The 23562-nt window shown below is 43.4% G+C and carries 15 protein-coding genes and 1 tRNA gene; 10 read left to right on the top strand and 6 right to left on the bottom strand.

Features of this window, described 5'->3' with window-relative positions; all coding sequences use genetic code 11:
- Positions 1-294: 294 nt before the first annotated feature.
- Positions 295-385: transfer RNA gene (locus RHM67_RS18970), tRNA-Ser, on the bottom strand.
- 266 nt (positions 386-651) lie between these two features.
- Between RHM67_RS18970 and RHM67_RS18965 the strand changes: the two genes are divergently transcribed.
- Positions 652-1623 (top strand): polyprenyl synthetase family protein, encoded by a 972-nt coding sequence (locus RHM67_RS18965; RefSeq protein WP_322228825.1) that lies wholly within the window; start codon positions 652-654, stop codon positions 1621-1623.
- A 61-nt stretch (positions 1624-1684) separates the two neighbouring features.
- On the top strand, positions 1685-2476 hold the full coding sequence (cdaA, locus tag RHM67_RS18960; RefSeq protein ID WP_322228824.1) for a diadenylate cyclase CdaA: 792 nt from the start codon (positions 1685-1687) through the stop codon (positions 2474-2476).
- Here the strand turns inward: cdaA and RHM67_RS18955 are convergent, their stop codons facing one another.
- Positions 2477-2854: a hypothetical protein gene (locus RHM67_RS18955; protein ID WP_322228822.1), complete on the bottom strand. Its 378-nt coding sequence runs from the start codon at positions 2852-2854 to the stop codon at positions 2477-2479.
- 301 nt (positions 2855-3155) lie between these two features.
- Positions 3156-5645 carry a M1 family metallopeptidase gene (locus tag RHM67_RS18950; RefSeq protein WP_322228821.1) on the bottom strand — a complete coding sequence of 830 codons (2490 nt, stop codon included), beginning with the start codon at positions 5643-5645 and terminating at the stop codon, positions 3156-3158.
- 302 nt (positions 5646-5947) lie between these two features.
- Here RHM67_RS18950 and RHM67_RS18945 point away from each other — a divergent pair, with 302 nt between their 5' ends.
- From RHM67_RS18945 to RHM67_RS18920, 6 genes are all read left to right on the top strand, one after another.
- Positions 5948-7273 carry a Gfo/Idh/MocA family oxidoreductase gene (locus RHM67_RS18945; protein WP_322228820.1) on the top strand — a complete coding sequence of 442 codons (1326 nt, stop codon included), beginning with the start codon at positions 5948-5950 and terminating at the stop codon, positions 7271-7273.
- A 21-nt stretch (positions 7274-7294) separates the two neighbouring features.
- Positions 7295-8671, top strand: a complete 1377-nt coding sequence (locus tag RHM67_RS18940; protein ID WP_322228818.1) for a DUF1080 domain-containing protein — start codon at positions 7295-7297, stop codon at positions 8669-8671.
- A 264-nt stretch (positions 8672-8935) separates the two neighbouring features.
- Positions 8936-11341 carry an ABC transporter permease gene (locus tag RHM67_RS18935; protein WP_322228816.1) on the top strand — a complete coding sequence of 802 codons (2406 nt, stop codon included), beginning with the start codon at positions 8936-8938 and terminating at the stop codon, positions 11339-11341.
- 39 nt (positions 11342-11380) lie between these two features.
- Positions 11381-13849, top strand: coding sequence for an ABC transporter permease (locus RHM67_RS18930; RefSeq protein ID WP_322228814.1), 2469 nt, complete (start codon positions 11381-11383; stop codon positions 13847-13849).
- A 12-nt stretch (positions 13850-13861) separates the two neighbouring features.
- Positions 13862-15322: a serine hydrolase gene (locus RHM67_RS18925; protein ID WP_322228813.1), complete on the top strand. Its 1461-nt coding sequence runs from the start codon at positions 13862-13864 to the stop codon at positions 15320-15322.
- A 6-nt stretch (positions 15323-15328) separates the two neighbouring features.
- Complete coding sequence (locus RHM67_RS18920) at positions 15329-15961, top strand: family 16 glycoside hydrolase (protein ID WP_322228811.1); 633 nt, start codon at positions 15329-15331, stop codon at positions 15959-15961.
- A 179-nt stretch (positions 15962-16140) separates the two neighbouring features.
- Here the strand turns inward: RHM67_RS18920 and ettA are convergent, their stop codons facing one another.
- The gene (ettA, locus tag RHM67_RS18915) at positions 16141-17823 is read right to left on the bottom strand and encodes an energy-dependent translational throttle protein EttA (RefSeq protein WP_252759060.1); all 1683 of its coding nucleotides are present in this window, start codon (positions 17821-17823) and stop codon (positions 16141-16143) included.
- 227 nt (positions 17824-18050) lie between these two features.
- A complete protein-coding gene (locus RHM67_RS18910) occupies positions 18051-18287 on the bottom strand; it encodes a hypothetical protein (RefSeq protein WP_322228809.1) in 237 nt (78 codons plus the stop codon).
- Positions 18288-18481: 194 nt separating this feature from the next.
- Between RHM67_RS18910 and RHM67_RS18905 the strand changes: the two genes are divergently transcribed.
- On the top strand, positions 18482-19354 hold the full coding sequence (locus tag RHM67_RS18905; RefSeq protein ID WP_322228808.1) for an FkbM family methyltransferase: 873 nt from the start codon (positions 18482-18484) through the stop codon (positions 19352-19354).
- Positions 19355-19809: 455 nt separating this feature from the next.
- Positions 19810-22341, top strand: a complete 2532-nt coding sequence (locus tag RHM67_RS18900) for an ATP-dependent Clp protease ATP-binding subunit (protein ID WP_322228806.1) — start codon at positions 19810-19812, stop codon at positions 22339-22341.
- An 80-nt stretch (positions 22342-22421) separates the two neighbouring features.
- Here RHM67_RS18900 and RHM67_RS18895 read toward each other — a convergent pair whose 3' ends face one another.
- Positions 22422-23522: a carboxypeptidase-like regulatory domain-containing protein gene (locus tag RHM67_RS18895; RefSeq protein WP_322228805.1), complete on the bottom strand. Its 1101-nt coding sequence runs from the start codon at positions 23520-23522 to the stop codon at positions 22422-22424.
- Between the last annotated feature and the right edge of the window lie 40 nt (positions 23523-23562).

Genomic DNA, 23562 nt, shown 5'->3' with positions numbered 1-23562 from the left:
ACTATTCACTTTATTAATTGCCCGTTAAAGAACTTATAAACGTAGTAATCTGGTAACTTTCAGGAATAAAACCTGTATTAAGTATAAGTTATACCAAGTTAAGTTACTACCTCAAATTTATAGTTACTTATAATCTTTTATGACCCATTGTGTCAGGTGCCTGCCAGGTCACCAAAAGGTCACCAAAAGGTTACCAGAACAATGCGATTTATTGAATATTTTTGGGTCGGTCTAAAAATAAGAAACGCCTTAAATGCATCATTTAAGGCGTTTTGAATTATTTGAGATATCCTATGGCGGAGAGGGAGGGATTCGAACCCTCGATACCCTTTTGAGGTATACACACTTTCCAGGCGTGCTCTTTCGACCACTCAGACACCTCTCCGTTTTTTTTAAAGGATTGCAAATGTAAAAATAAACGGCAATAAAAAAGCGGAACCTTTTGGGCTCCACTTTTAAAATGAAAACTTTAACTCACAAAAACTAAACTTATATGTAGTTATTACTAACTATTATAATAGAGGGTAAAAAAGGGCGAAGGTTTAATCAGCGTAAAAGTATTTGTGGTTTATGTATATATATTTTTTTAAGCTTATGTTTGCTGCGGATTGCCAGGTAAGGTAATTGCATAAAAAAGCGTGTTTTGTTTCAATGCTAAACATCAACGAAATTAAAAAACCTATTGCTGCCGAGATTGATGTTTTTGAAGAGAAGTTCAAAACCTCAATGCAAAGCTCTGTGCCGTTGCTGGATCGTATTACCCATTACATTGTAAAGCGCAAAGGCAAGCAGATCAGGCCCATGTTCGTGTTTTTCTCGGCCACCATTTGCGGAGGTATTAACGAATCCACACACCGTGGGGCTGCATTGGTAGAACTGCTGCATACCGCCACCCTGGTGCACGATGATGTTGTTGATAATTCTTACCAGCGCCGTGGCTTTTTCTCTATCAACGCTTTATGGAAAAATAAGATAGCCGTTTTAGTGGGCGATTACCTGCTGAGCAAAGGTCTGTTACTATCCATAGATAATGGCGATTTTAAACTGCTTAAGATAGTATCTGAAGCGGTTAAGCAAATGAGCGAGGGTGAATTGCTGCAGATAGAAAAGGTGCGCCGCATGGACATTAGCGAGGCCGTTTATTATGACGTTATCCGCCAGAAAACGGCTTCACTTATTGCATCGTGCTGCGCTTGTGGTGCAGCATCAGCAAATGCGGATGAAGAGACCATCGAAAAAATGCGCCTGTTTGGCGAGAAGATAGGGATCGCCTTCCAGATCAAAGATGATATGTTTGATTTTGGTACCGATGATGTAGGCAAACCGCTCGGCATCGATATCAAAGAAAAGAAAGTTACGCTGCCACTGATCTACGCGCTTAACAACAGCGACAGCAGCGAGAAAAAACGCATGATCCAACTGGTTAAAAACCATAACGACGACTCCAAGAAGATAACCGAGATCATCAATTTTGTTAAACAAAAAGGTGGACTGGAATATTCTGAAACCCAAATGAAAAAATACCAGGACGAAGCCTTTGCCATCCTCAACACTTTCCCCGATGGTGAGGCCAAAACCGGCCTGGAACAATTGGTACGTTTTACTACCGAGCGGAGTAAATAATCATCTTAATAATTACAATCTTCAAATAATGATGTTAGCAGAAACTTGTTAACTTCGTGACATGCCTTCGTTTGACTTTAGCAGCTTTAAAATAACGCCATTTGCCATACTGGATATATTGCTGTTGGCAATAATCATTTATCAGCTATACAACCTCATAAGGGGTACCATCGCGGCCAATATTTTTATAGGGTTGGCCATCATTTATGCGCTATATTTTATTGTTCCCGAAAGCAGGATGCCATTGCTTGCCGGCATTCTTAAAAAAGTAGCCGACGTAGGTATTATCGCCGTTATCGTGTTGTTTCAGCAAGAGATCCGCAGGTTTTTATTGCTAATGGGGAAGAATGCATCACTACAGCGTAACAAAGCATGGTGGCTATACTTTTTTGGCAAAACCGAAACAGAGAAAAACAACTACGCCCGTATCAAACCTATTATTGATGCCTGCAAAAGCATGAAACAAACCCGCACGGGCGCGCTGATTGTTTTCGCTAAATATTACGACGAGCAGTTTTACCAAAATAGCTGCGAAGTGCTGGATGCCAGGATTTCTAAACGGGTGCTGGAAAGTATCTTTCAAAAGAATAGCCCCCTGCATGATGGCGCTGTGGTGATCTCAGAGAATAAAATCAAATCGGCCAGTTGTATATTACCGGTGACCGAAAAGTCCGACCTGCCCGCTCAATTTGGCTTACGCCACCGCGCAGGTATTGGTGTTACCGAAGCTAATGATGCTACGGCCATCATCGTATCAGAAGAAACCGGCGAGATCTCGTACGCCAAACAAGGCCGTATCAAAATGGATATCAGCTTCGCTGAATTGGAAAAGTTACTGAATAAGGATTTTTAACTACGGATGTACCAAAGTTGTCTTTTGAGCTTTGGTCATTCCTTTACCTGCAACAGGCATCTTAGAATATCCCTCTAACACCACAATCGGCGTTTTAGAGATATTATTCAAATTAAGTATCGGCATATTATAACCCTCAGCCGCAATAAGCAAAGGCTTTTGATTTTCCAGTTTAAGTTTGCTTACATCAACATCTTCCTGTTTGAAAAACTGATCGGTAGATAATGCGGGTGGTTTAACACGCCATGTGCTATCCACTTTAAACGGTTGTAATACCTTACTGCCAAAAGTACTGTCAAACGGAGCTATGGTTGCTTTTTGAGCCATGAGTTGACTTGCGCAGAAAAACAGCGCTATAAATAGTAGTGATTTTTTCATAGCAGTTTTAGTTAGTAAAAAGTTAGCAAATCCTTTTTTTATTATAAAATACATAAATGTTAAATAATGTTTTTTAACATTTTGAGGCGATTTAATAACCTTTTTTGCTGCTGAGCTATAGTGAAGCATCTAATCGCCGCCATGTCGCCCACTTGTATATTCGTTAATAGATCCTTCGCGATGCTCAGGATGGCAAAACGGAATACACAAAAAAGCCCCTCCGGATTGTGGACTGCCCCCGAAAAGTTAGACAATTATTGGGGGCAGTCCATTGGAGGGGCTTCGTTTATTAGAATAAAAATTATTCAGTTTTGTTTAGCTCAACAGTAGCTTTATCAATAGCAGCAACAGTAGCTGTATCGTTTAGTTTAGCACGGTCGGTTTTAACACCTGCTAATATGCCTACCACTGGTGGGGCAACACCATATTTTTTATATTTCATCCCAAAGTCTATCATGGCGTTTGTTCCTTTTAAAGCCTGCTCGTTGCTTTTAACACGGCCGGTAAAATCAGCAAACTTTTTCATGATGCCAAACTGGGTTTGTGGCTGGCCTGCGATGAATGCTTTGTAAACGTAGTCGTACTGTGCATCGGTACCGCTGGTTGCGTACACGTTTAAGATGGCTAGGGTTAAAGCACCTTCGCTGTCATTCTCGTAAGTTTTAGCCAGGGTTAAGGCATCGGCAGGGTTTAACAAGCTAAGCGCGGTTAAAGCAGCGCCCTGTACCGCGTATGATTGGCTCTTTAAGACATCTTTAAACAAGTTTGTATTGCCCGATGCTTTTAACTTGCCTAATACCGTAATAGCGGCAGCCCTAACCAAAGTGTTTGGGTCGGTTTGTACTAACTTGATAAGGATTGGCTGTGCAGCATTACGCACATCGTCATTGGTCATATCTGCACCACGGATGGCTTTTATCTGCAGCTCGTAGTATTTATCGTTCAGCGCAGCAATAACTACTTTACGCGCACCTGCATTACTTTGTTGTTTAGCAGCAGCGGTGATCGCTTCAGAACGGTCTAAATATAAAGGCGCGTTAAAGTACTGGAAGGTAAACTCATCGATTGATTTACTATCTGTTTTTTTAACCAACAGCATTTTATCAGCATCAACATTCACCAAACTTGGTTTTACACTCGAGTGGAATACTAAGCTATCAACCTTATTGCGGATCCAGAATTTTTTTCGGTCCATTTTACCACCGGCATAAACGTCAATAGCAATAGGTAAAATAAAGGCGTTACCATCCTGCGTTTGGTTCATGTAAACCGTTTGCGTTTTGGTTGCATCATCCCATTTGTAGGTGATGTTTAATATTGGGTGGCCTGCGCCAAAATACCATTGGTTAAAGAACCAGTTCATATCGCGGCCGCTGGCTTCTTCCATCGCTAAACGCAATTGGTGGGCTTCGCCATTTTTAAATGCATTTGTTTTGAGATAGATGTTCAATCCTTTGTAGAATGCGGCGTTACCAAGGTAGTTGCGCATCATGTATAAAATGCTGCCACCTTTTTGGTAGGTAACGGCGTCAAATATCTCCTCTTTGTCTTTGTAATGGAAACGAACCAGGTCCTTTGTTTTAAGGTTTGGCTGGCTCAGGTAGTTCTCCCTGTCGTCATTAATGTGCGCGTCACCGGCATCTTTGCCGTATTTATGCTCGGCCCAAAGGGTTTCGCTAAAATCAGCGAACGATTCGTTAACGGTTAGGTTGCTCCAGCTTTCTGCAGTAACGTAATCGCCAAACCATTGGTGGAACAATTCGTGAACGATGGTACTGCGGCCCTGGCTGTAATAAGCGTCGATCAGTTCGCGTTTAGTAGCCTGTACGTATTCGCCGTGCAGGGTAGCGCTGGTATTTTCCATCGCGCCGCTCACGTAATCGCGAACTACAATCTGCGAGTATTTATTCCATGGGTAATCAACACCCAAAGTTTTTGAATAGAAATCGATCACCTCTGGTGTAAAACCGAAAATATCCCTTGCATAAGGGGCGTACTTAGGCTCCAGATAGTAGCTAACTTCTTTGCCTTTCCAGGTATCTTTTACAATTTTAAAATCACCAACAGCCATCATAAACAAGTATGGCGAGTGTGGTAATTCCTGTTTCCAGGTATCGGTACGGGTACCATCGCCATTAACTTTTTGTGAAGCTAAACGGCCGTTTGATAGCGTAACATACTTAGCCGGAACGGTCATGATGATCTCGTCGGTAGTTTTTTGGTTTGGCTTATCAATAGTTGGGAACCAGGCAGACGAACTCTGGGTTTCGCCCTGTGTCCAGATCTGGGTTGGCTTATCCTTCTCGGTACCATCCGGGTTAATAAAGTATAAACCTTTAGCATCGGTAATAGCCGCGCTACCTTGTGCTTTAAGCAGGTTTGGTTTAGAGGTATAATCGATGTAAACGGTGTAGTTCTCGTTGTTACGGTAGGTCCTGTCTAACTGGATATTAATGGTCAGGCTATCGTAAGTAAATTTAAGCGGGGTGTTTTTACCGGCTTTAACAATAGATACGTTTTTGATATCCATGCCCTGCGCATCTAAACGCAGCGAATCTGTTGGGTAAAAGTGTGGTTTTAAGGTTGCCCACTCTTTACCATACATAAAGCGTTTTTTGTAATCGAAACGCACATCAAGTTTTGTGTGCACCAGGTCGTTATATTTCGGCGTGGTTTCGCGGTAGATACTTAGGGCCGGGTCTGCTGCCGGGGCTGCAGTTTGCGCTACAGCAGTGCTAAGGGCACAAGCGCTGATACTACCGATAAGTACGGCAGCGTAAAGAGTTTTCATATGAATTTAGTTTGATTGATATGCGTGCATAATAAAAGCTAAAATATTAGTTTTTTATTTGATTTAAGACGGCTAACTAATATTAATGTTACAGGTAAGTATCCCTTTTTTACGCAATTGCTCCGGCACTGCCTCTGCCTTCCCTTTTAAAGGAGAAAACTGCGACCTCTACCAAATGCAATTGCGATGATGAGGGATGAAATTCGGGTAATAAAGTTGTTACTAAGCTCAAAGTTAGATTAAACTCCTAAATTAGCCATTACCAATTATTGCGCTTTTACATCACCAAATACCTATTTGTTATGCAACGCAGAAAATTTATCCAAAATGTGGCCCTCACCGGCACCAGTTTTTTAATAGGCTCTAACCTGGCCGTGGCCGGCATTTATAAAGGATCGCCCGCCAAAAAAGTAGTGTTAGGGGTAATGGGCGTTAATAGCCGGGGAGCCTTCCTTGCCCAGAAATTGGCCGCTTTGGCCGATGTGGAGATTGGCTATATATGCGATGTGGACAGCAACGCCATGAATAAATGCATCGCCGAAATTGAAAAAATAACCGGCAAAAAGCCGCAGGGAATTACGGATGTGCGTAAGCTTTTAGAAAAAAAAGACTTGGATGCCCTGGTAATTGCCGCGCCCGACCATTGGCACGCGCCCGCAACTATCCTTGCCTGCCAGGCAGGTAAACACGTATACGTAGAAAAACCCTGCAGCCATAACCCGCACGAAGGCGAAATGGCGATAGCCGCCGCCGCTAAGTATAACCGATTGGTACAAATGGGCAGCCAGCGCCGCTCGTTCGATAATGTACAAAAAATGGTGAACGAGCTGCACAGCGGCATTATTGGTCGGGCGTATTTTGCACGCGGCTGGTATGTAAACAACCGTAAAAGCATCGGCATTGGCAAACACGTACCCGTTCCTTCAAACTTAAATTATGATTTATGGCAGGGCTATGCCCCGCGCAGGCCTTATGTTGATAACCTGATCCACTATAATTGGCACTGGCATTGGAACTGGGGAACAGGCGAGGCATTGAACAACGGCACGCACGAGATTGATGTAATGCGATGGGGCCTGGGTGTCGATTTTCCGAATAGGATAACCTCATCGGGCGGGCGTTTTGCTTTTAAAGATGATTGGGAAACCCCCGACACGCAAACCATATTGGCAAACTTCCCCAATAACACGGCGCTATCCTGGGAGGGTCGCAGCTGCAACGGTTTTAACTCGGAAGGGGTTGGCCGAGGTGTAGTTTTTTACGGCGACCATGGTACCATAAACTATGGCGGCGGTAATGGTTACCAAGTTTTTGATTACGATAACAAACTGGTAAAAGAAATAAAGGACGAAACCCCGATAGATGCATCAAATAAGGTTAGCCCTACGGAAATGCTTGATCGTGTGCATCTGCAAAACTTTGTGAACGCCATCCGTGGCGATGAAAAGCTGAACCAGACGATCATCAACGGACACCGTTCTACACTGATACCGCAATTGGGTAACATTGCCCAAAGGGTAGGCAGGGTGCTTAACCTCGATCCATCAAACGGACACATCCTGCATGATGCGGACGCCACTAAACTTTGGGGCCGCGAGTACGAACCCGGATGGAATTTAAAAGTTTAACACATCAGCCTGATACATATTATGAAGAACTTAAAAATTTATCTGTTGGCCTTGACACTTGCTGCCGGCCTGCAAAGCGCATCGGCACAAAATAAAGCCGGTTATACCAATTTGTTTAACGGCAAAGACCTAACCGGATGGAAAATACTGGCCGGCAAAGCCGAATACAAGGTAGAGAACGGCGGTATTACCGGTACGGCGGTGCTCAACAGCGGCAATACCTTTTTAGTGACTAAAAAGGAATACGGCGACTTTATATTAGAGCTGGATGCTAAAACAGAAAGCACGTTAACCAACTCTGGCATCCAAACACGCAGCCATTACAACCCCGCAGGGCACGAAGGTAAAGGCCTGGTTTATGGCCGCCAATGCGAAATAGACCCCAGCGACCGTAAATGGACCGGCGGCATTTATGACGAAGGCCGCCGCGACTGGCTGTACCCAATGGATTTAAACGCCAAAGCACAGTCTGCCTGGAAGAATGGCGAGTTTAACCACATCAAAATTGAATGCATCGGCAGCACCACCAAAACCTGGATAAACGGCGTGGCTACCGCTTATGTGGTTGATACGGTGGATACCAAAGGCTTCATTGGTTTACAAGTACACGCCATTGATAATGAGCAACAAGCGGGTAAAAAGATCTTCTTTAAAGATATTCAAATTAAGACTACTAACCTACAACCCGAAGTATTTGCCAAAGATGTGTATGTGGTAAATCTGCAACAAAACATACTATCAGCCTACGAGAAACAAGATGGCTGGAAACTACTTTTCGATGGCAAAACACACCATGGATGGCGCAGTGCGTCATCCATGGTGTTCCCGGGTAAAGGCTGGAAAGTTGAGGGCGGTATGCTATCGGTTATAGGTGCTAACGGCGGTGAGGCTGCCAACGGAGGTGACATTATTACCGACGGCCAATACGCAGCTTTTGACATGTCGTTTGAGTTTAGAATGAGCAAGGGGGCCAACAGCGGGGTTAAGTATTTTGTGACCTTATCAGAGAAAACTGTTGGCTCGGCTATTGGTTTGGAGTACCAGGTTTTGGATGATGCCGTACACCCCGATGCCAAATTAGGCAGGGATGGCGACCGTACATTAGCGTCCTTATATGACCTAATTCCGTCCAAAAAACAGCCTCGGTTCGTCCATCCTATAGGTGCATGGAATATTGGACGGATAGTGGTGTCGCCAAACAACCATGTAACCCATTATTTGAACGGCGTGAAGGTTTTGGAGTACGATCGTGGGTCTAAAGAGTACCGCGCCCAGGTAGCCATTAGCAAGTACAAGGTTTGGAAAGAATTTGGCGAGGCCAAACAAGGCCACATCCTGCTGCAGGACCACGGCTTTGATGTGGATTACCGGAATGTAAAAATAAAGGAACTAAGGTAGCGGTTATCCTGATCTTAAATGGTGACGATACTATGTCAGTAGTCAAACTGTCGAACAAAATTAATGCTCACCATGGTATTGTTAATGGGTTATAATTAACTGCTTATAACCGAACACCCCACCGTCCGTTTACGAACGATTTTGCGAAGTTAAATCTTATTAAATATCTGACAATCAGTTTTTTGTGAAGTTGGCACGTATGTTATGATATATAATGCTTAGCAAGCTTGCTTGCTAAGCATTGCCAACTAAACTTAAACTGTCATGTTCAGAAACTACCTAAAGATCTCTTGGCGCAACCTTACTAAAAATAAGGCACATACTTTTATAAATGTAACCGGCCTGTCTGTTGGTATGGCGGTGGCTATACTTATTGGTTTATGGATCTGGGACGAACTGTCCTACGATAAAAACTTCCAAAACCACGCTAAAATTGTACAGGTATGGCAGCATCAAACCTTCAACGGTAAAGTAAGTAGCCAAACAGCTATGCCCATTCCGTTAGGAAAAATGCTGAGGGATGACTATACCGGTAAGGATAAAGATTTTAAATACACGGTGCTCTCCAGTTGGAATTTTGAGCATATTTTAGCTTTAGGCGATAAAAAAATCACCCAAAAAGGTAGTTATATGCAGGCCGAAGCGCCGGAGCTGCTTTCGCTAAAGATGCTGAAAGGTACGCGTGCAGGCTTGTCAGATCCATCATCTATCATGCTATCCGAAAAAGTGGCTAAAGCCATATTCGGAACGGAAGACCCGCTGAACAAAACACTTAAGCTTGATAATAAGGAACTGATAAAAGTTACCGGGGTTTATGAAGATATCCCGCATAACTCTTCCCTTAACGAATTATCTATTATTCTCCCATGGGACCTTTACGTGACTACTCAGGCCTGGCTTAAAAGGGCCTCAACACAGTGGGGCAATAACTCGTTCCAGATCTTTGCGCAGCTTAATGATAAAGCTGATATTAACAAGGTTAATGCCCGCATCGCAGGGTTAAAACAAAAGAATATTGCTATGGCAGGCGACAAGGTTGGCGCTTCATTTAAACCGGTGGTGTTTTTACACCCAATGGATAAATGGCACCTGCGCAGCGAATTTAAGGACGGTGTAAACACCGGCGGCGCTATTCAATTCATCTGGATGTTTGGCATCATCGGCACGTTTGTGCTACTGCTGGCTTGTATCAATTTCATGAACCTGAGCACCGCCCGGTCAGAGAAACGCGCCAAGGAAGTAGGCATCCGCAAAACCGTAGGCTCGTTACGCAGCCAGCTGATTGCCCAGTTCTTCAGCGAGTCGTTAATGATCGTAGCCTTTGCATTCATCTTATCCATTATATTGGTGCTGCTGATATTACCATGGTTTAACCAGGTGGCCGATAAAACCATGAGCGTGCTTTGGGCAAACCCGGTGTTCTGGCTAATGGGTTTAGGCTTTAGCCTGCTTAAAGGGATCATTGCAGGGAGTTACCCGGCGTTTTACCTGTCGTCGTTCCAGCCGGTAAAAGTTTTGAAGGGCACGTTTAAGGCAGGCCGCTTCGCAGCGTTACCACGCAAGGTGCTGGTAGTACTCCAATTTGCGGTTTCGGTTACGTTGATCATCGGTACTATTGTGGTTTTCTTACAGGTGCAGCACACCAAGAACCGGGTAGTAGGTTACGAGCGAACAGGGTTATTGCAGATGAACATGAAATCGGACGATATCCATAAAAATTTCGCTGCCGTTCGTAATGATCTTTTGCAAAGCGGTGTTATTGATGAGATGGCCGAATCGGGCAGCCCGCTAACGGGCGTATATTCTAACAGCAGCGGCCTTAACTGGCGCGGCAAAGCGCCCGATCTGCAGGACGATTTTGGCACCATCGGCGTAACGCACGAATTTGGTAAAGTGGCTAAATGGAAAGTTGTAGACGGTCGCGATTTTTCAAGAGCGTTTGTAAGTGATTCTAACGCAATGATCCTGAACGAATCGGCCGCAAAATTCATGAACTTTAAACATCCGGTAGGTGAAATTATCGACTGGGGCGAAAAATACAAAGTGATAGGTGTGGTAAAAGATATGGTGATGTCGTCGCCGTACGAGCCGGTAAAGCCAAGCATATTTACAATAAGCAAGAGGTTAGAGGGTGGTGCAGTTGATATCCGCTTAAAAGCAAGCGTAAGCACCCGCGACGCGCTGGTTAAGATTGAAAGCGTATTTAAAAGATACGATCCCGGAAGCCCATTCGATTATAAATTTACCGATGACGAGTACAACAAGAAATTCGCGAATGAAGAGCGTGTTGGCAAACTGGCCGGTTTCTTTACCCTGCTGGCTATCTTTATCAGCTGTATGGGCTTGTTCGGTATGGCATCCTTTATGGCCGAGCAGCGCATTAAAGAGATTGGCGTTCGTAAAGTGCTTGGTGCATCAGTATTTAGCCTTTGGAGATTGATGTCGACAGATTTCATCATCCTGGTAAGCATTTCCCTGCTAATAGCCATCCCGACGGCCTATTACTTTATGCACGGCTGGCTGCAGGATTATAAATACCGTACCGAACTTTCCTGGTGGATCTTTGTGCTGACCGCTGTTGGGGCCATCGGCATAACGGTGCTAACAGTAAGTTACCAAAGCATAAAAGCCGCGCTTACCAACCCGGTTAAAAGTTTGAAAACGGAATAATAAGGATCAAAACAGTAATAACTAAACATTTAGAATATCATGATTAAAAATCATTTGAAGATAGCCTGGCGGATATTAATGCACCAAAAAGTGTTTTCGCTGATCAATGTATTAGGGCTGGCTATTGGATTAGTGGCTTGCATGCTTATAGTGCAGTACATCAGTTTTGAGCTTAGTTATGATAATTTTCAAAAAAATGAAGGTTCTGTTTACCGCGTAAAACACCAGGCTTATACTGATGGTAATTTAACCGAGAACTTTGCCAAAACCTATTCGGCTGTTGGCCCGGCGTTAAAGGCTGATTTCCCGGAGGTAAAAGACGTGACAAGGGTATCAAAACTGGAGGGCCAGGTAAGTACGCAACAACCCGGTGGCGAAGTGACTGTATTTAACGAACGCCGCCTTTATATGGTAGACGCATCCTTTTTAAAAGTGTTTACTTTCCCGATGTTAAAAGGAACAGCAGCCGCACTGAATAATCCAAATTCTGTTGTACTTACAGCAACATCCGCAAAAAAATATTTTCCTAACCAAGATGCCATAGGCAAAACTATTAGGATACAGCAACAGGGCTCGGGTACCAATATTACCGCGGCAGTTACGGGCATATGCTTGGATGCGCCTGCAAATTCGCACCTGCAATTTGATTTCCTGGTATCGCAAGACCTTGGTGCAGGCGATTGGCTATACCCCGATTTTTATACTTACGTTTTATTATCGCCAAACACAAATCGGCAGGCATTTGAGGTACAGTTGCCGGCCTTTATACAAAAACATATTAAGGATGGTGGTAGAAACTCCAGTTTTACTTTGGGAAAAACCAATTTAGATAACATTCGTCTTTCGTTGCAGCCCTTAAAGGACATCCATTTATACTCTAATCTTACGCAAGATATAACTGCAGGCGGCAATGGTAAAATGGTGTGGTACCTGGGGTTAATAGCAGCGCTTATACTGCTTATTGCTTACGTTAATTATATTAACCTTTCTACTGCTAAAGTAATAGAGAGGGCTAAAGAGGTGGGCATCCGTAAGGTATTGGGTTCGCAGCGCATTCAACTTGTTATCCAATTTTTGTTTGAATCGGCACTGATCAATGTCTTCAGTATCGTAGTAGCGGTGTTTGTGGTGATTGTAACTATGCCGTGGTTTAGTGATCTATGCGGTGTGCAAATGCAATTTACACTTTGGAAAGAACCTCTATTTGTATTGGGCTTTACCGGGGTTATATTGGCCGGCATCGTCCTATCGGCATTATACCCGGCGCTTGTACTGTCTAATTATAAACCGGTACAGATCTTAAAAGGAAAGTTTCCTAATATGGCTGGCAATGTTACCCTGCGCAAATCATTGGTAGTGTTTCAATTTGCTGCCACCATAACCTTTATGATAGGTACACTTGTAGTTTACCGGCAGGTTAACTTTATGAAAAATGCCAACCAGGGCATGGATATGAAACAAACCTTAATTGTGTTAGCGCCGCAAAATGTAAGGGCTGCTGCTGCTGCCGCTATTAAATACGCTTCTAAGGACAGCGTTTTTCAGGCAGAGCTTTTGCGTAATCCGCGCATCCAAAGTGCTACCTCGTCATCCAGCATACCGGGACAAAATATTGATTACGTAATGTCTTACAGTCGCCCCGCAATAGGTGCCGAAGAAAAAGCGGTACGGCTACCAACATTTGAGATCGGTGGTAAATTTATCAGCCAGTTTAAAGTAAAAGTAATTGCTGGTGATAATTTTAAGTTTGACTACATGGCCAGCAGGCAACCTATGATGCTTAACGAGGCCGCGCTGATATCTTTAGGGTTTAAAAACCCGCAGGATGCAATAGGAAAAATTTTGCAAACAAAAAATGGCAGGGGCCGCGTTTTTGAGAATGAAGTTGTGGGTGTGGTTAAAAACTTTCATCAAACCTCGTTAAAAGACGCGTTTACACCAATTGTTTTCAGGCAGATAGACCCATCGAGCATTACCTATTACGAACTAAAGGTAAACAGTGCCGATATGGGAGCCACTATTGCGCAGGTACAAAAAACTTACAAAGGGGTTTTTACCGATGCTGCCTTTGACTACTTTTTTTTGGATGAGTTTTTTAACCAGCAATACAAAACAGAGAAAAGTTTTGGGCAAGTGTTTAGCCTTTTCTCCGGGTTCGCAGTTTTTGTAGCGTGTTTGGGGTTGTTTGGCTTAACGCTTATTACGATATCGCAACGGGTAAAAGAGATTGGTATCCGCAAGATCCTGGGCGCATCTGTCCCCAATATTTTAATGCTGATAACAAAAGATTTTGTTGGGCTAATAGTTATTGCCAACCTTATAGCACTGCCACTGGCTTATTGGGGCAGTTACCAATGGTTGCGAAATTACCAGTTCAGGATTCAATTTAGTGTATGGTTTTTTGTATTGCCCATGTTGGCGGTATTATTAATAGCTTTAACAACAATAAGCTTTAGGGCGGTAAAAGCAGCTATAGCCAACCCGGTTAAAAGTTTGAAAACGGAGTAATATATTTGCATCATGAAGAAAACAGGATGTGTTTTACTGCTGCTATTATTAGCCGCCTGTTTAAATGTAAGTGCCCAAGCATCTGCTACTGATACGCTTCAGAAAAAGATCAGGGCTGTGGAAAGTAACCTGTCGGGTTTGATCCAGACTGAAGGCCAGGCACCTTGGACGTTAAAGGAACGAATGGCGCATTATAAGGTTAATGGTGTTACCATCGCGGTTATCCGTAACTATAAAATGGAGTGGGCAAAAGGCTATGGTTTGGCTGATGCGGCTGCAAAAATACCGGTTACTAACAGCACGCTTTTCCAGGCAGCATCAATAAGTAAATCGTTAAACGGGGTTGGTATTTTAAAACTGGTACAGGATGGTAAGCTGGACCCGGATAAGGACATCAACCAGTATTTAACTACCTGGAAGTTCCCGTATGATACCGTTGCCAAAGGGAAAACCATCAATACAAAAAACCTGCTTAGCCATACCGCGGGGATAACCGTGCATGGTTTTGAAGGTTATACCAACAAAGATAGCGTGCCAACTATTGTACAGGTCCTGAACGGCACCAAGCCTGCCAATTCTGACCCAATTCGGTCGATGTTTGTATCGGGCTTACGGTCAGAATATTCGGGCGGGGGCATCACCGTATCGCAATTGATGCTGATGGATATTACCCGCCAACCATACGACAAGTTCATGTACCAGAATGTGCTTAAACCGCTGGGGATGACCAGCAGCACCTACGCGCAGCCACCTGTTAATACAAAGCCCGACCTACTCGCTACCGGCTATCGCGGCGATGGCAGTACGATGAAGAGTAAATACAATATTTACCCGGAGCAGGCCGCTGCCGGCTTGTGGACAAACCCTACCGATCTGTCTAAATACATCATAGAAACTCAGTTGGCTTTGCAGGGGAAATCTGCAAAAGTGCTAAACCAGGCTAATACCAAACTAAGGCTTACACCTTATATGGATAAATCAGCAGCGCTTGGCGTTTTTATAAACGATTTTGATGGTACAAAGTATTTTGAACATGGCGGCGCAAATGAAGGTTACAGGTGCCAGTATTTTGGCAGTTTAGATGGTGGTAATGGTGTTGTAGTGATGGTTAATTCTGATGATGGCGCTATCATAAACGAGATCATAAACAGCGTAGCTAAAATTTACAATTTTAAAGGTTTATACCATTCTATAGTTTATAAAGAGGTTGCTGTTGACAGTACAGTTTTGCAAAGTTACGTAGGGAAATATGAAATGAATCCGGGCCGGATCCTCGCTATATCCCGCGAAGGGAACAAGTTATTCGGACAGGCCACGGGGCAGGGCAAACTTGATTTGTTTGCCGAAGCGCAGAATAAATTCTTTTTAAAAACGGTTCCGGTTGAAATAGAATTTATTAAGAATGATAAAAGGCAAGTAATAACCTGCCGGATCTACCAGGGTGGAGCGCACGATGCAAAAAAAATAGAATAATTGAATATGAGCCTATCTAAAACATTATTTTTAGCAGCAACGTGTTTGTTTACAGTAAACTGCTTTGCCCAATTGGCACCGCCAAAAACGAGCGACCTAACTATCGTTAACCGCAAGTTAAGTTTTAGTACTGATGGCAGCCTGAATCTTGATGAGGCTGATAATGCCGGTTTCGCTTGGATCAATAACAAGCAGTTCAAGAGTGGCACTATTGAGTTGGATGTTAAAGGAAACGATAAATTACAGGGTAGCTTTGTGGGGATAGCTTACCATGGGTTAAACGACAGCACTTACGAATGCGTGTACTTTAGGCCGTTTAATTTTAAGGCCGACGACGCAGTAAGGAGAAGCCACGGCGTACAATACATCGCCTCGCCAAAATACGATTGGCCCGTATTGCGAGAGAAATTCCCTAACAAATATGAGCAAGCGGTTGTGCCCGCGCCGAATCCTAACGGATGGTTCCATGTACGTATTACCATCAGCACAAAAAATGTAAATGTTTATGTTAACGGGATACAAAAGGCGATGCTGATAGTTGAGCCATTAGTAAAAACCGGCGGCACCAAAATTGGCTACTGGGTTGGCAATGGCTCGCCCGGCGATTGGAAGAATCTGAAAATAACCGACGCGAATTAGGAAGAGCCAAGAAGTCAAGAATCAATATACAAGAATCAAGACCGAATCGTCATTAAACACAGAAAAGCCCGATGCAATATGGACTGCCCCCAATAAGTGTCCAACTTTTTGGGGGCAGTCTAATGCAACCGGGCTTTGTTTTTTGTAAATTTTAAAATCCTGTAAATTCTGATTTAGACTTAAACCGTCAGTTTTTTATACCTTATACGTTTAGGTGCCACATCGCCAACACGTTTTTTATGATTTTCTTCGTAATCGCTGTAGTTACCTTCAAAAAAGTAAACCTCGGAGTTACCTTCAAATGCAAGTATGTGGGTACAAACCCTATCCAGGAACCACCTGTCGTGACTAATGATTACCGCGCAACCACCAAAGTTTTCCAGTGCTTCTTCTAATGACCGTAAAGTATTCACGTCAATATCATTCGTAGGCTCATCCAGTAATAGAACGTTCGATCCTTTCTTAAGTGTGATAGCCAAGTGGACACGGTTACGCTCACCACCTGATAGTACGCCAACTTTCTTCTGCTGATCGGCACCGTTAAAGTTAAATTTAGATACATAGGCGCGCGAGTTTAGCGGGCGGTTACCTACCATTATGTTATCCAATCCGTCGGTAACGTTCTCCCAAACAGATTTGTTAGGATCAAGGTCATCATGCATCTGGTCAACATAACCCAATTCAACGGTATCACCTACACGGAAAGTACCTTTATCAGGCTGGTCCTGCCCGGTTATTAAACGGAACAGTGTAGTTTTACCCGCACCATTGGGGCCAATAATACCAACAATACCTGCAGGCGGCAACGAGAAGTTAAGATTCTCGAATAATACTTTATCGCCGTAGGCCTTGGTAACACCATTTGCTTCGATAACTATATTACCCAAACGCGGGCCCGGCGGGATAAACAACTCCAGTTTTTCTTCCCTTTCTTTTGTTTCTTCGGATGCTAATTTGTCGTAGTTTGATAAACGGGCTTTTGATTTGGCGTGGCGGCCTTTCGCCCCCATGCGTACCCATTCCAGTTCGCGCTCCAAAGTTTTCTGGCGTTTGCTTTCGCTTTTCTCTTCCTGCGCTAAACGTTTAGATTTTTGATCTAACCATGACGAGTAATTACCCTTCCAAGGCAAACCTTCGCCGCGGTCAAGCTCCAGTATCCAGCCGGCAACGTTATCCAGGAAGTACCTGTCGTGCGTTACGGCAATAACAGTTCCTTTATATTGTTTAAGATGTTGCTCCAACCAATCTATAGATTCGGCATCCAAGTGGTTAGTAGGCTCATCTAATAATAACACATCCGGTTCCTGCAAAAGCAGGCGGCACAAAGCCACGCGGCGGCGCTCACCACCCGATAGTACCGAAATTTTGGTGTCCGGCTCTGGGCAACGCAGGGCATCCATAGCGCGCTCCAGTTTCACATCAAGCTCCCAGGCGTTCACCGCATCAATCTGATCCTGCAACTCGCCCTGGCGGGCCATCAGCTTATCCATTTTATCGGCGTCGCCATAATATTCTTCCAGGCCAAATTTTTCGTTGATGTCTTCGTATTCTTTTAAAAGCGCGGTAGTAGCAGCAACGCCTTCCTCAACAATTTCCTTAACGGTTTTGTCGGGGTCAAGCTCGGGCTCCTGGCTCAGGTAGCCAACAGTGTAACCCGGCGAAAACACTACTTCGCCAATATTTGTCTTATCGATACCGGCAATAATTTTCAACAATGATGACTTACCAGAACCGTTTAAACCGATAACGCCAATTTTAGCGCCATAGAAAAACGACAGGTAAATGTTTTTTAGTACTGTTTTTTGAGGAGGGTAAACTTTGCTTACCCCTGCCATTGAAAATATGATCTTTTCGTCTGCCATTGTTGGTTATAATTTTAGAGGAGACAAATATAGGATGGAAATTGATTAATTAACATCCTTAAATCGCAGTATTTTCCTGGGGTCTTCATCTATAAACGGCGCGGCACTACCGCGGATATAAATAACCGGCGGCTTAGTAGAAATTGTCATAATAAGCACTCCCGGGAATGTCGTTTTAAAATATTCCGTTTCAGCGGCCCTTGTCAGCGTAACTGTGTATACCCTGCTTACCGGTAAGCATTCAAAATATAAATAACGGGCATTGCAAACTCTTTGTGGTCTGCATGGGCTTTAAAAATATCCAACAGGGATAATTGTTTAGCATCCATTAACTGTTTTAATACCTGGTGGTCTTTTAATTTTATAAACATCGCCCTATTAGGGTATACGCTATTATCCGTAACCTTTATATCGGCTATTTCTTTAGCATCAATGTATGCGAGGTAATTATTTATTGAATCCATACGGATAGAGTCAATAAATAATTCAGGGCGCTTAAAATATTTTGCGTGGGGGGCTTAAGATTCCGGGTTGCGAGTAACTTATAAAAGGCATAAGTATTAATAAAGCGGCCAGGGTTGTTTTCATTTGCTTATGGTTTATTGATGCGTTAACAAGGCCAATTCCATAATACGGCTATTAATTTTTATTTTGCGCTATGCAAAGAACAATACAGTTTGTTTTAAACCATCCATTTACAAAAGGGCACCGCTTAATCTCGTTGGCAAGGCTTTTTAAATGGCAGCTATTATCGCGGCTACGCAAACAGCCAGTTGTTCATCAGTTCACAAAAAACAGTAAGCTTTGGGTTTGGAAAGGGCTTACAGGCGCTACCGGAAATATCTATTGCGGCCTGCACGATTTTGAAGATATGGCCTTTTTACTACACTTATTACGGCCCAATGACCTGTTTATAGATATAGGTGCCAATATTGGCAGTTACACCATGCTGGCCTCGGCCGAGGCAGGCGCAAAAACAATTGCTGTAGAACCAATTCCGCAAACGTTTGAAAATCTTACAAAAAACATCGCGCTTAATAACATCGGCAATAGAGTAACTGCATTAAATATTGGTATGGGGAGTAAAAAAGATGTTTTAAAATTTACCAAAACACATGACACGGGTAACCATGTGGCTACTAATGATGATGCAGAGACAATAGGGGTTAATGTAGACACAATTGACAACATCCTTGAAGGCAAAACGCCGTTACTGTTAAAAATTGACGTTGAGGGCTTTGAAACCGAAGTTTTGAACGGCGCTGCAAATACTTTAACATCACCCGGGTTAAAGGCGATAATTATTGAATTGAATGGCGCGGGCAATAACTTTGGTTTTGATGAAGATAATATACACAAGCTACTGCTATCGCATGGCTTTAAAGTTGTGGGCTACCTGCCGTTTCAAAGGGAACTGGCTGATGCCACCCGCAAAACCGAACACAATACGCTATACATTAAAGACGAAGCATTTATAACTGACCGCCTAAAGAGTGCGGGCAAGATTTACGTACAGGGCTGGCCGTTATAGCAAAAAAGCGTAATTAACATAGTGTGCGTAATTTTCTCCACAAATTCATCTTATAATTTGTATATTTCCATTGTAAATTACTTTTTTTGTTAAAAGTGCGTTTATAACAGGCAACCCTTTCTACAGCGTATGCCGTATTGTCATAAACAATGACTATTTGCCTTGCTAAACGCTGGCATTTATATATAATTCGCAATTGGGTTAAACCATTTAAGAACCGGCTTATCAAATAATAAAGTTTTACCCGTTTAATATTAGTAATCAGGCGTTTTGTGGGTTTAAGAAGCGAAATTCCGGCTCTTTCAATTTTATTTTAGCAGGCCTTATATCATTAAATTGTCTGTTTACCATAAAGCTAAAAAGTTGGCAATATTGTTGATAAATGTTACAACAATAGTCTTGACAGATAAAAACAAATTTATAGATTAGGACGATCAATAATCAGAAAGGTATATATGGAAGCTAAATTTTCGCCACGGGTTAAGGATGTGATACAGTACAGCAGGGAAGAGGCGTTACGCCTTGGGCATGATTATATTGGTACAGAGCACCTTTTGCTTGGCCTTATTCGCGATGGCGATGGGGTGGCAATTAAACTATTAAAGGGGCTAACCGTTGATACCGCTAAATTACGCCGCGCCGTTGAAGATGCTGTTAAAGGTACAATTGGCACTAATGTACATATTGGCAGTATCCCGTTAACCAAACAGGCCGAAAAGGTTTTGAAGATAACTTACCTTGAAGCAAAAATTTTTAAAAGTGATGTGATAGGCACCGAGCACCTGCTTTTGTCTATCCTGCGCGATGAGGATAATATTGCTTCGCAGATACTGACGCAGTTTAATGTAAACTACGAAGTATTTAAAAGCGAAGTTGAATCAAACAAAAATGATGTAACTGATGAAATGCCGGGTTCATCAACAGGTGGCGATGACGACTTCAAAGAAGACGATTCATTTAGCCAGCCTAAAAAAGTTTCTGACATCAAATCAAAAACACCGGTACTTGACAATTTTGGCCGCGACCTTACCAAAGCTGCCGAAGATGGTAAGCTTGACCCTATAGTAGGCCGCGAAAAGGAAATTGAACGCGTATCGCAGATATTATCCCGCCGTAAAAAGAACAACCCTATCCTGATAGGCGAGCCTGGCGTTGGTAAAAGTGCCATTGCCGAAGGTTTAGCCCTGCGCATTGTGCAGCGTAAAGTATCGCGTGTGCTGTTTAACAAACGCGTGGTTACTTTAGACCTTGCCTCGTTAGTGGCCGGTACAAAATACCGCGGCCAGTTTGAGGAGCGTATGAAAGCCGTGATGAACGAGCTTGAAAAATCTCCGGATGTTATCTTATTTATCGATGAGATTCACACCATAGTTGGCGCAGGTGGCGCATCGGGTTCGCTTGATGCATCAAACATGTTTAAACCTGCCCTGGCACGTGGCGAAATCCAGTGCATTGGCGCGACCACACTTGACGAGTACCGCCAGTACATCGAGAAAGATGGCGCTTTAGATCGTCGTTTCCAAAAGGTAATGGTAGAACCTGCCACCCCTGCCGAAACGGTTGAGATATTGAACCGCATTAAAGAAAAATACGAAGAGCACCATGGAGTAACTTATACCGACGAGGCTATCAACGCTTGTGTATCGTTAACCACCCGCTACATTACCGACAGGTTTTTGCCGGATAAGGCTATTGATGCTTTGGACGAATCGGGCTCTCGTGTACACTTGACCAATATCCATGTTCCGCAGGAAATTTTGGATATCGAACAAAAAATTGAGCAGATAAAATTAGAGAAGAACAAAGTTGTACGCAGCCAGAAATACGAGGAAGCGGCCAAATTACGCGATACGGAGAAAAATTTGCTGGAAGAACTTGAACAGGCTAAAGCCGTTTGGGAAGCTGAAACAAAATCTAAACGTTATACCGTAACCGAAGATAACGTTGCCGAAGTGGTAAGCATGATGACCGGTATCCCGGTACAACGTGTTGGCCAGGCAGATAGCGCCAAGCTATTAGCTATGGGCGATACCATTGCAAGCAAAATTATTGGCCAGGATGAGGCTATTAAAAAGCTGACCCGTGCCATACAACGTACACGTGCGGGATTAAAAGACCCTAAAAAGCCTATCGGTTCGTTCATATTCCTGGGCCCTACGGGTGTGGGTAAAACTGAACTGGCTAAAGAGCTTGCACGTTTTATGTTTGATACTGAAGACGCGCTGATTCAAATTGATATGAGCGAGTACATGGAAAAATTCGCGGTATCTCGTTTAGTGGGTGCGCCTCCGGGCTATGTGGGTTATGAAGAAGGCGGACAGCTTACCGAAAAGGTACGCCGTAAACCATACGCTGTAGTATTGCTGGATGAGATCGAGAAAGCTCACCCAGATGTATTTAACATATTACTACAGGTATTGGATGAAGGCCAACTGACTGATTCATTAGGCCGAAAAGTTGATTTCAGGAACACTGTTATTATCATGACCTCTAACATCGGCGCACGCCAGTTGAAAGATTTTGGTCAGGGTGTAGGTTTCAGCACAGCCGCGAAAACAACACAGGCAGATTCGCACTCCCGTGGTGTGATAGAGAACGCTTTGAAACGCGCTTTTGCCCCCGAGTTTTTAAACCGTATCGATGACGTGATCGTGTTTAACTCATTAGGTAAAGACGAGATCTTCAAAATTATCGATATCGAACTTGGTTTCTTATTTGGCCGTGTAAACAGCCTTGGTTACAAGATAGAGCTTACTTTGGCTGCCAAAGAGTTTATTGCCGAAAAAGGTTACGACTCGCAGTTTGGTGCAAGGCCGCTTAAACGCGCCATCCAGAAATATTTGGAAGACCCAATTGCCGAAGAGATCCTGAAAGGTGAAATGACCGAAGGCGATACCCTGATGGTTGACTACGACAAAGAAGCTGACGAAATTAAGGTTATCGACAAAAAGAACGAAGCCAAACCCGAGGAAGAGGAAAAGAAGTAGACGTTTAGATTAAGGATAAACTGAAGCCCTGTTTGCATTTGCAAGCGGGGCTTTTTTGTATTCATAATATTAAGCACATGTTACTTCCCTTCGGGTGTATAATCAACAGGCAGCATTTCTGCAACACGGCTTTTTGCCCAATTACCTTCAAAATTTATGGCCGATGGGTTGATGATGATGCCGTTGCTATCAAATAGCGCGTAAGGGTCTTCAAAAGACACTATGGTGGTTAAGTAATTGGGCATGGTTAACGAGCGAAATATTTTGTTATCCTTATCATCATCGCGCTTTTTGGTGTACATCACGTACAGGCAATCGGTATATTTTAAAGCGTATACCCCTTTCTGATCAGTAAGTGCCGTAAAATCGGCAATGGCTAACGGCACATTCACCAGCGTTTGAAAGTATTTATCATTTAAGCCATTAAAATCAGGGTTAGGTTTCCGGATCAGCCTTAACACCTTAAAGCCATATCCATCTATATCGTTTCCAACAAGCCCACGTAAAAACTGCATTGACGAACCCTCGTAAGCAAGTCTGCGGTTCTTCAGCCATCGTTTCCTATCCTTGGCAGATCCTTTCATTTCCTCGTACAAAGCCGACCCTTCAAAATAGACCAGGTTAATTTTGGTGTCTTTTAAAAACCGGCCTAACAGGTATTTTACCCGATAGCCCAAGGCTTTGTTCTCTATCTCCAAAAAATCGTAAGACGAGCCCGTTAATTTACGGGATGCTTTATCATACTGCAGGCTCACCTCCCCGGGGTTAAGTATTTTACAGTTAGCCGCCATATCTGACGACCCCAGGAACTCCCTTTTAAAAATATCGTACTTACGCGCCCAATCAGGATCAGGCCGGATGCTTACTTCGTTTAAAATGGTGGTTTTGGGCGTAAGCTTAATATCCGGCAGGGTAATGCTTTCGCCGGTTGCTAACACTGTTTGGCGATAAGTTTCGTACCCAATTACGGTAACTACCAGCTCGTATTGGCCGGGTTTTACGCCACGTAATATAAAAGCGCCGTCATTAGCAGATCTGTTGCCTACCGTTGCATTACTCAAGAACACACTCGCGTCTGCCACGGGCGTTTTATCCGCGTTATTAGTTAATTTACCTGTTATGCTTATTTGAGCAAGGCACGTAACAGGCAACAGTAAAAACGCCAACAATAAATTCTTCATAAAATAAATGTATAACTAATTTATTAGTTGTTTAAACCTT

Origin of the sequence: Mucilaginibacter sp. 5C4 (genome assembly GCF_034345625.1) — a bacterium.
In the GTDB taxonomy this organism is placed as follows: Bacteria; Bacteroidota; Bacteroidia; order Sphingobacteriales; family Sphingobacteriaceae; genus Mucilaginibacter; species Mucilaginibacter aurantiaciroseus.
The sequence above is the reverse complement of the archived record's forward strand: the minus strand, read 5'-3'. Positions and strand labels throughout refer to the sequence as shown.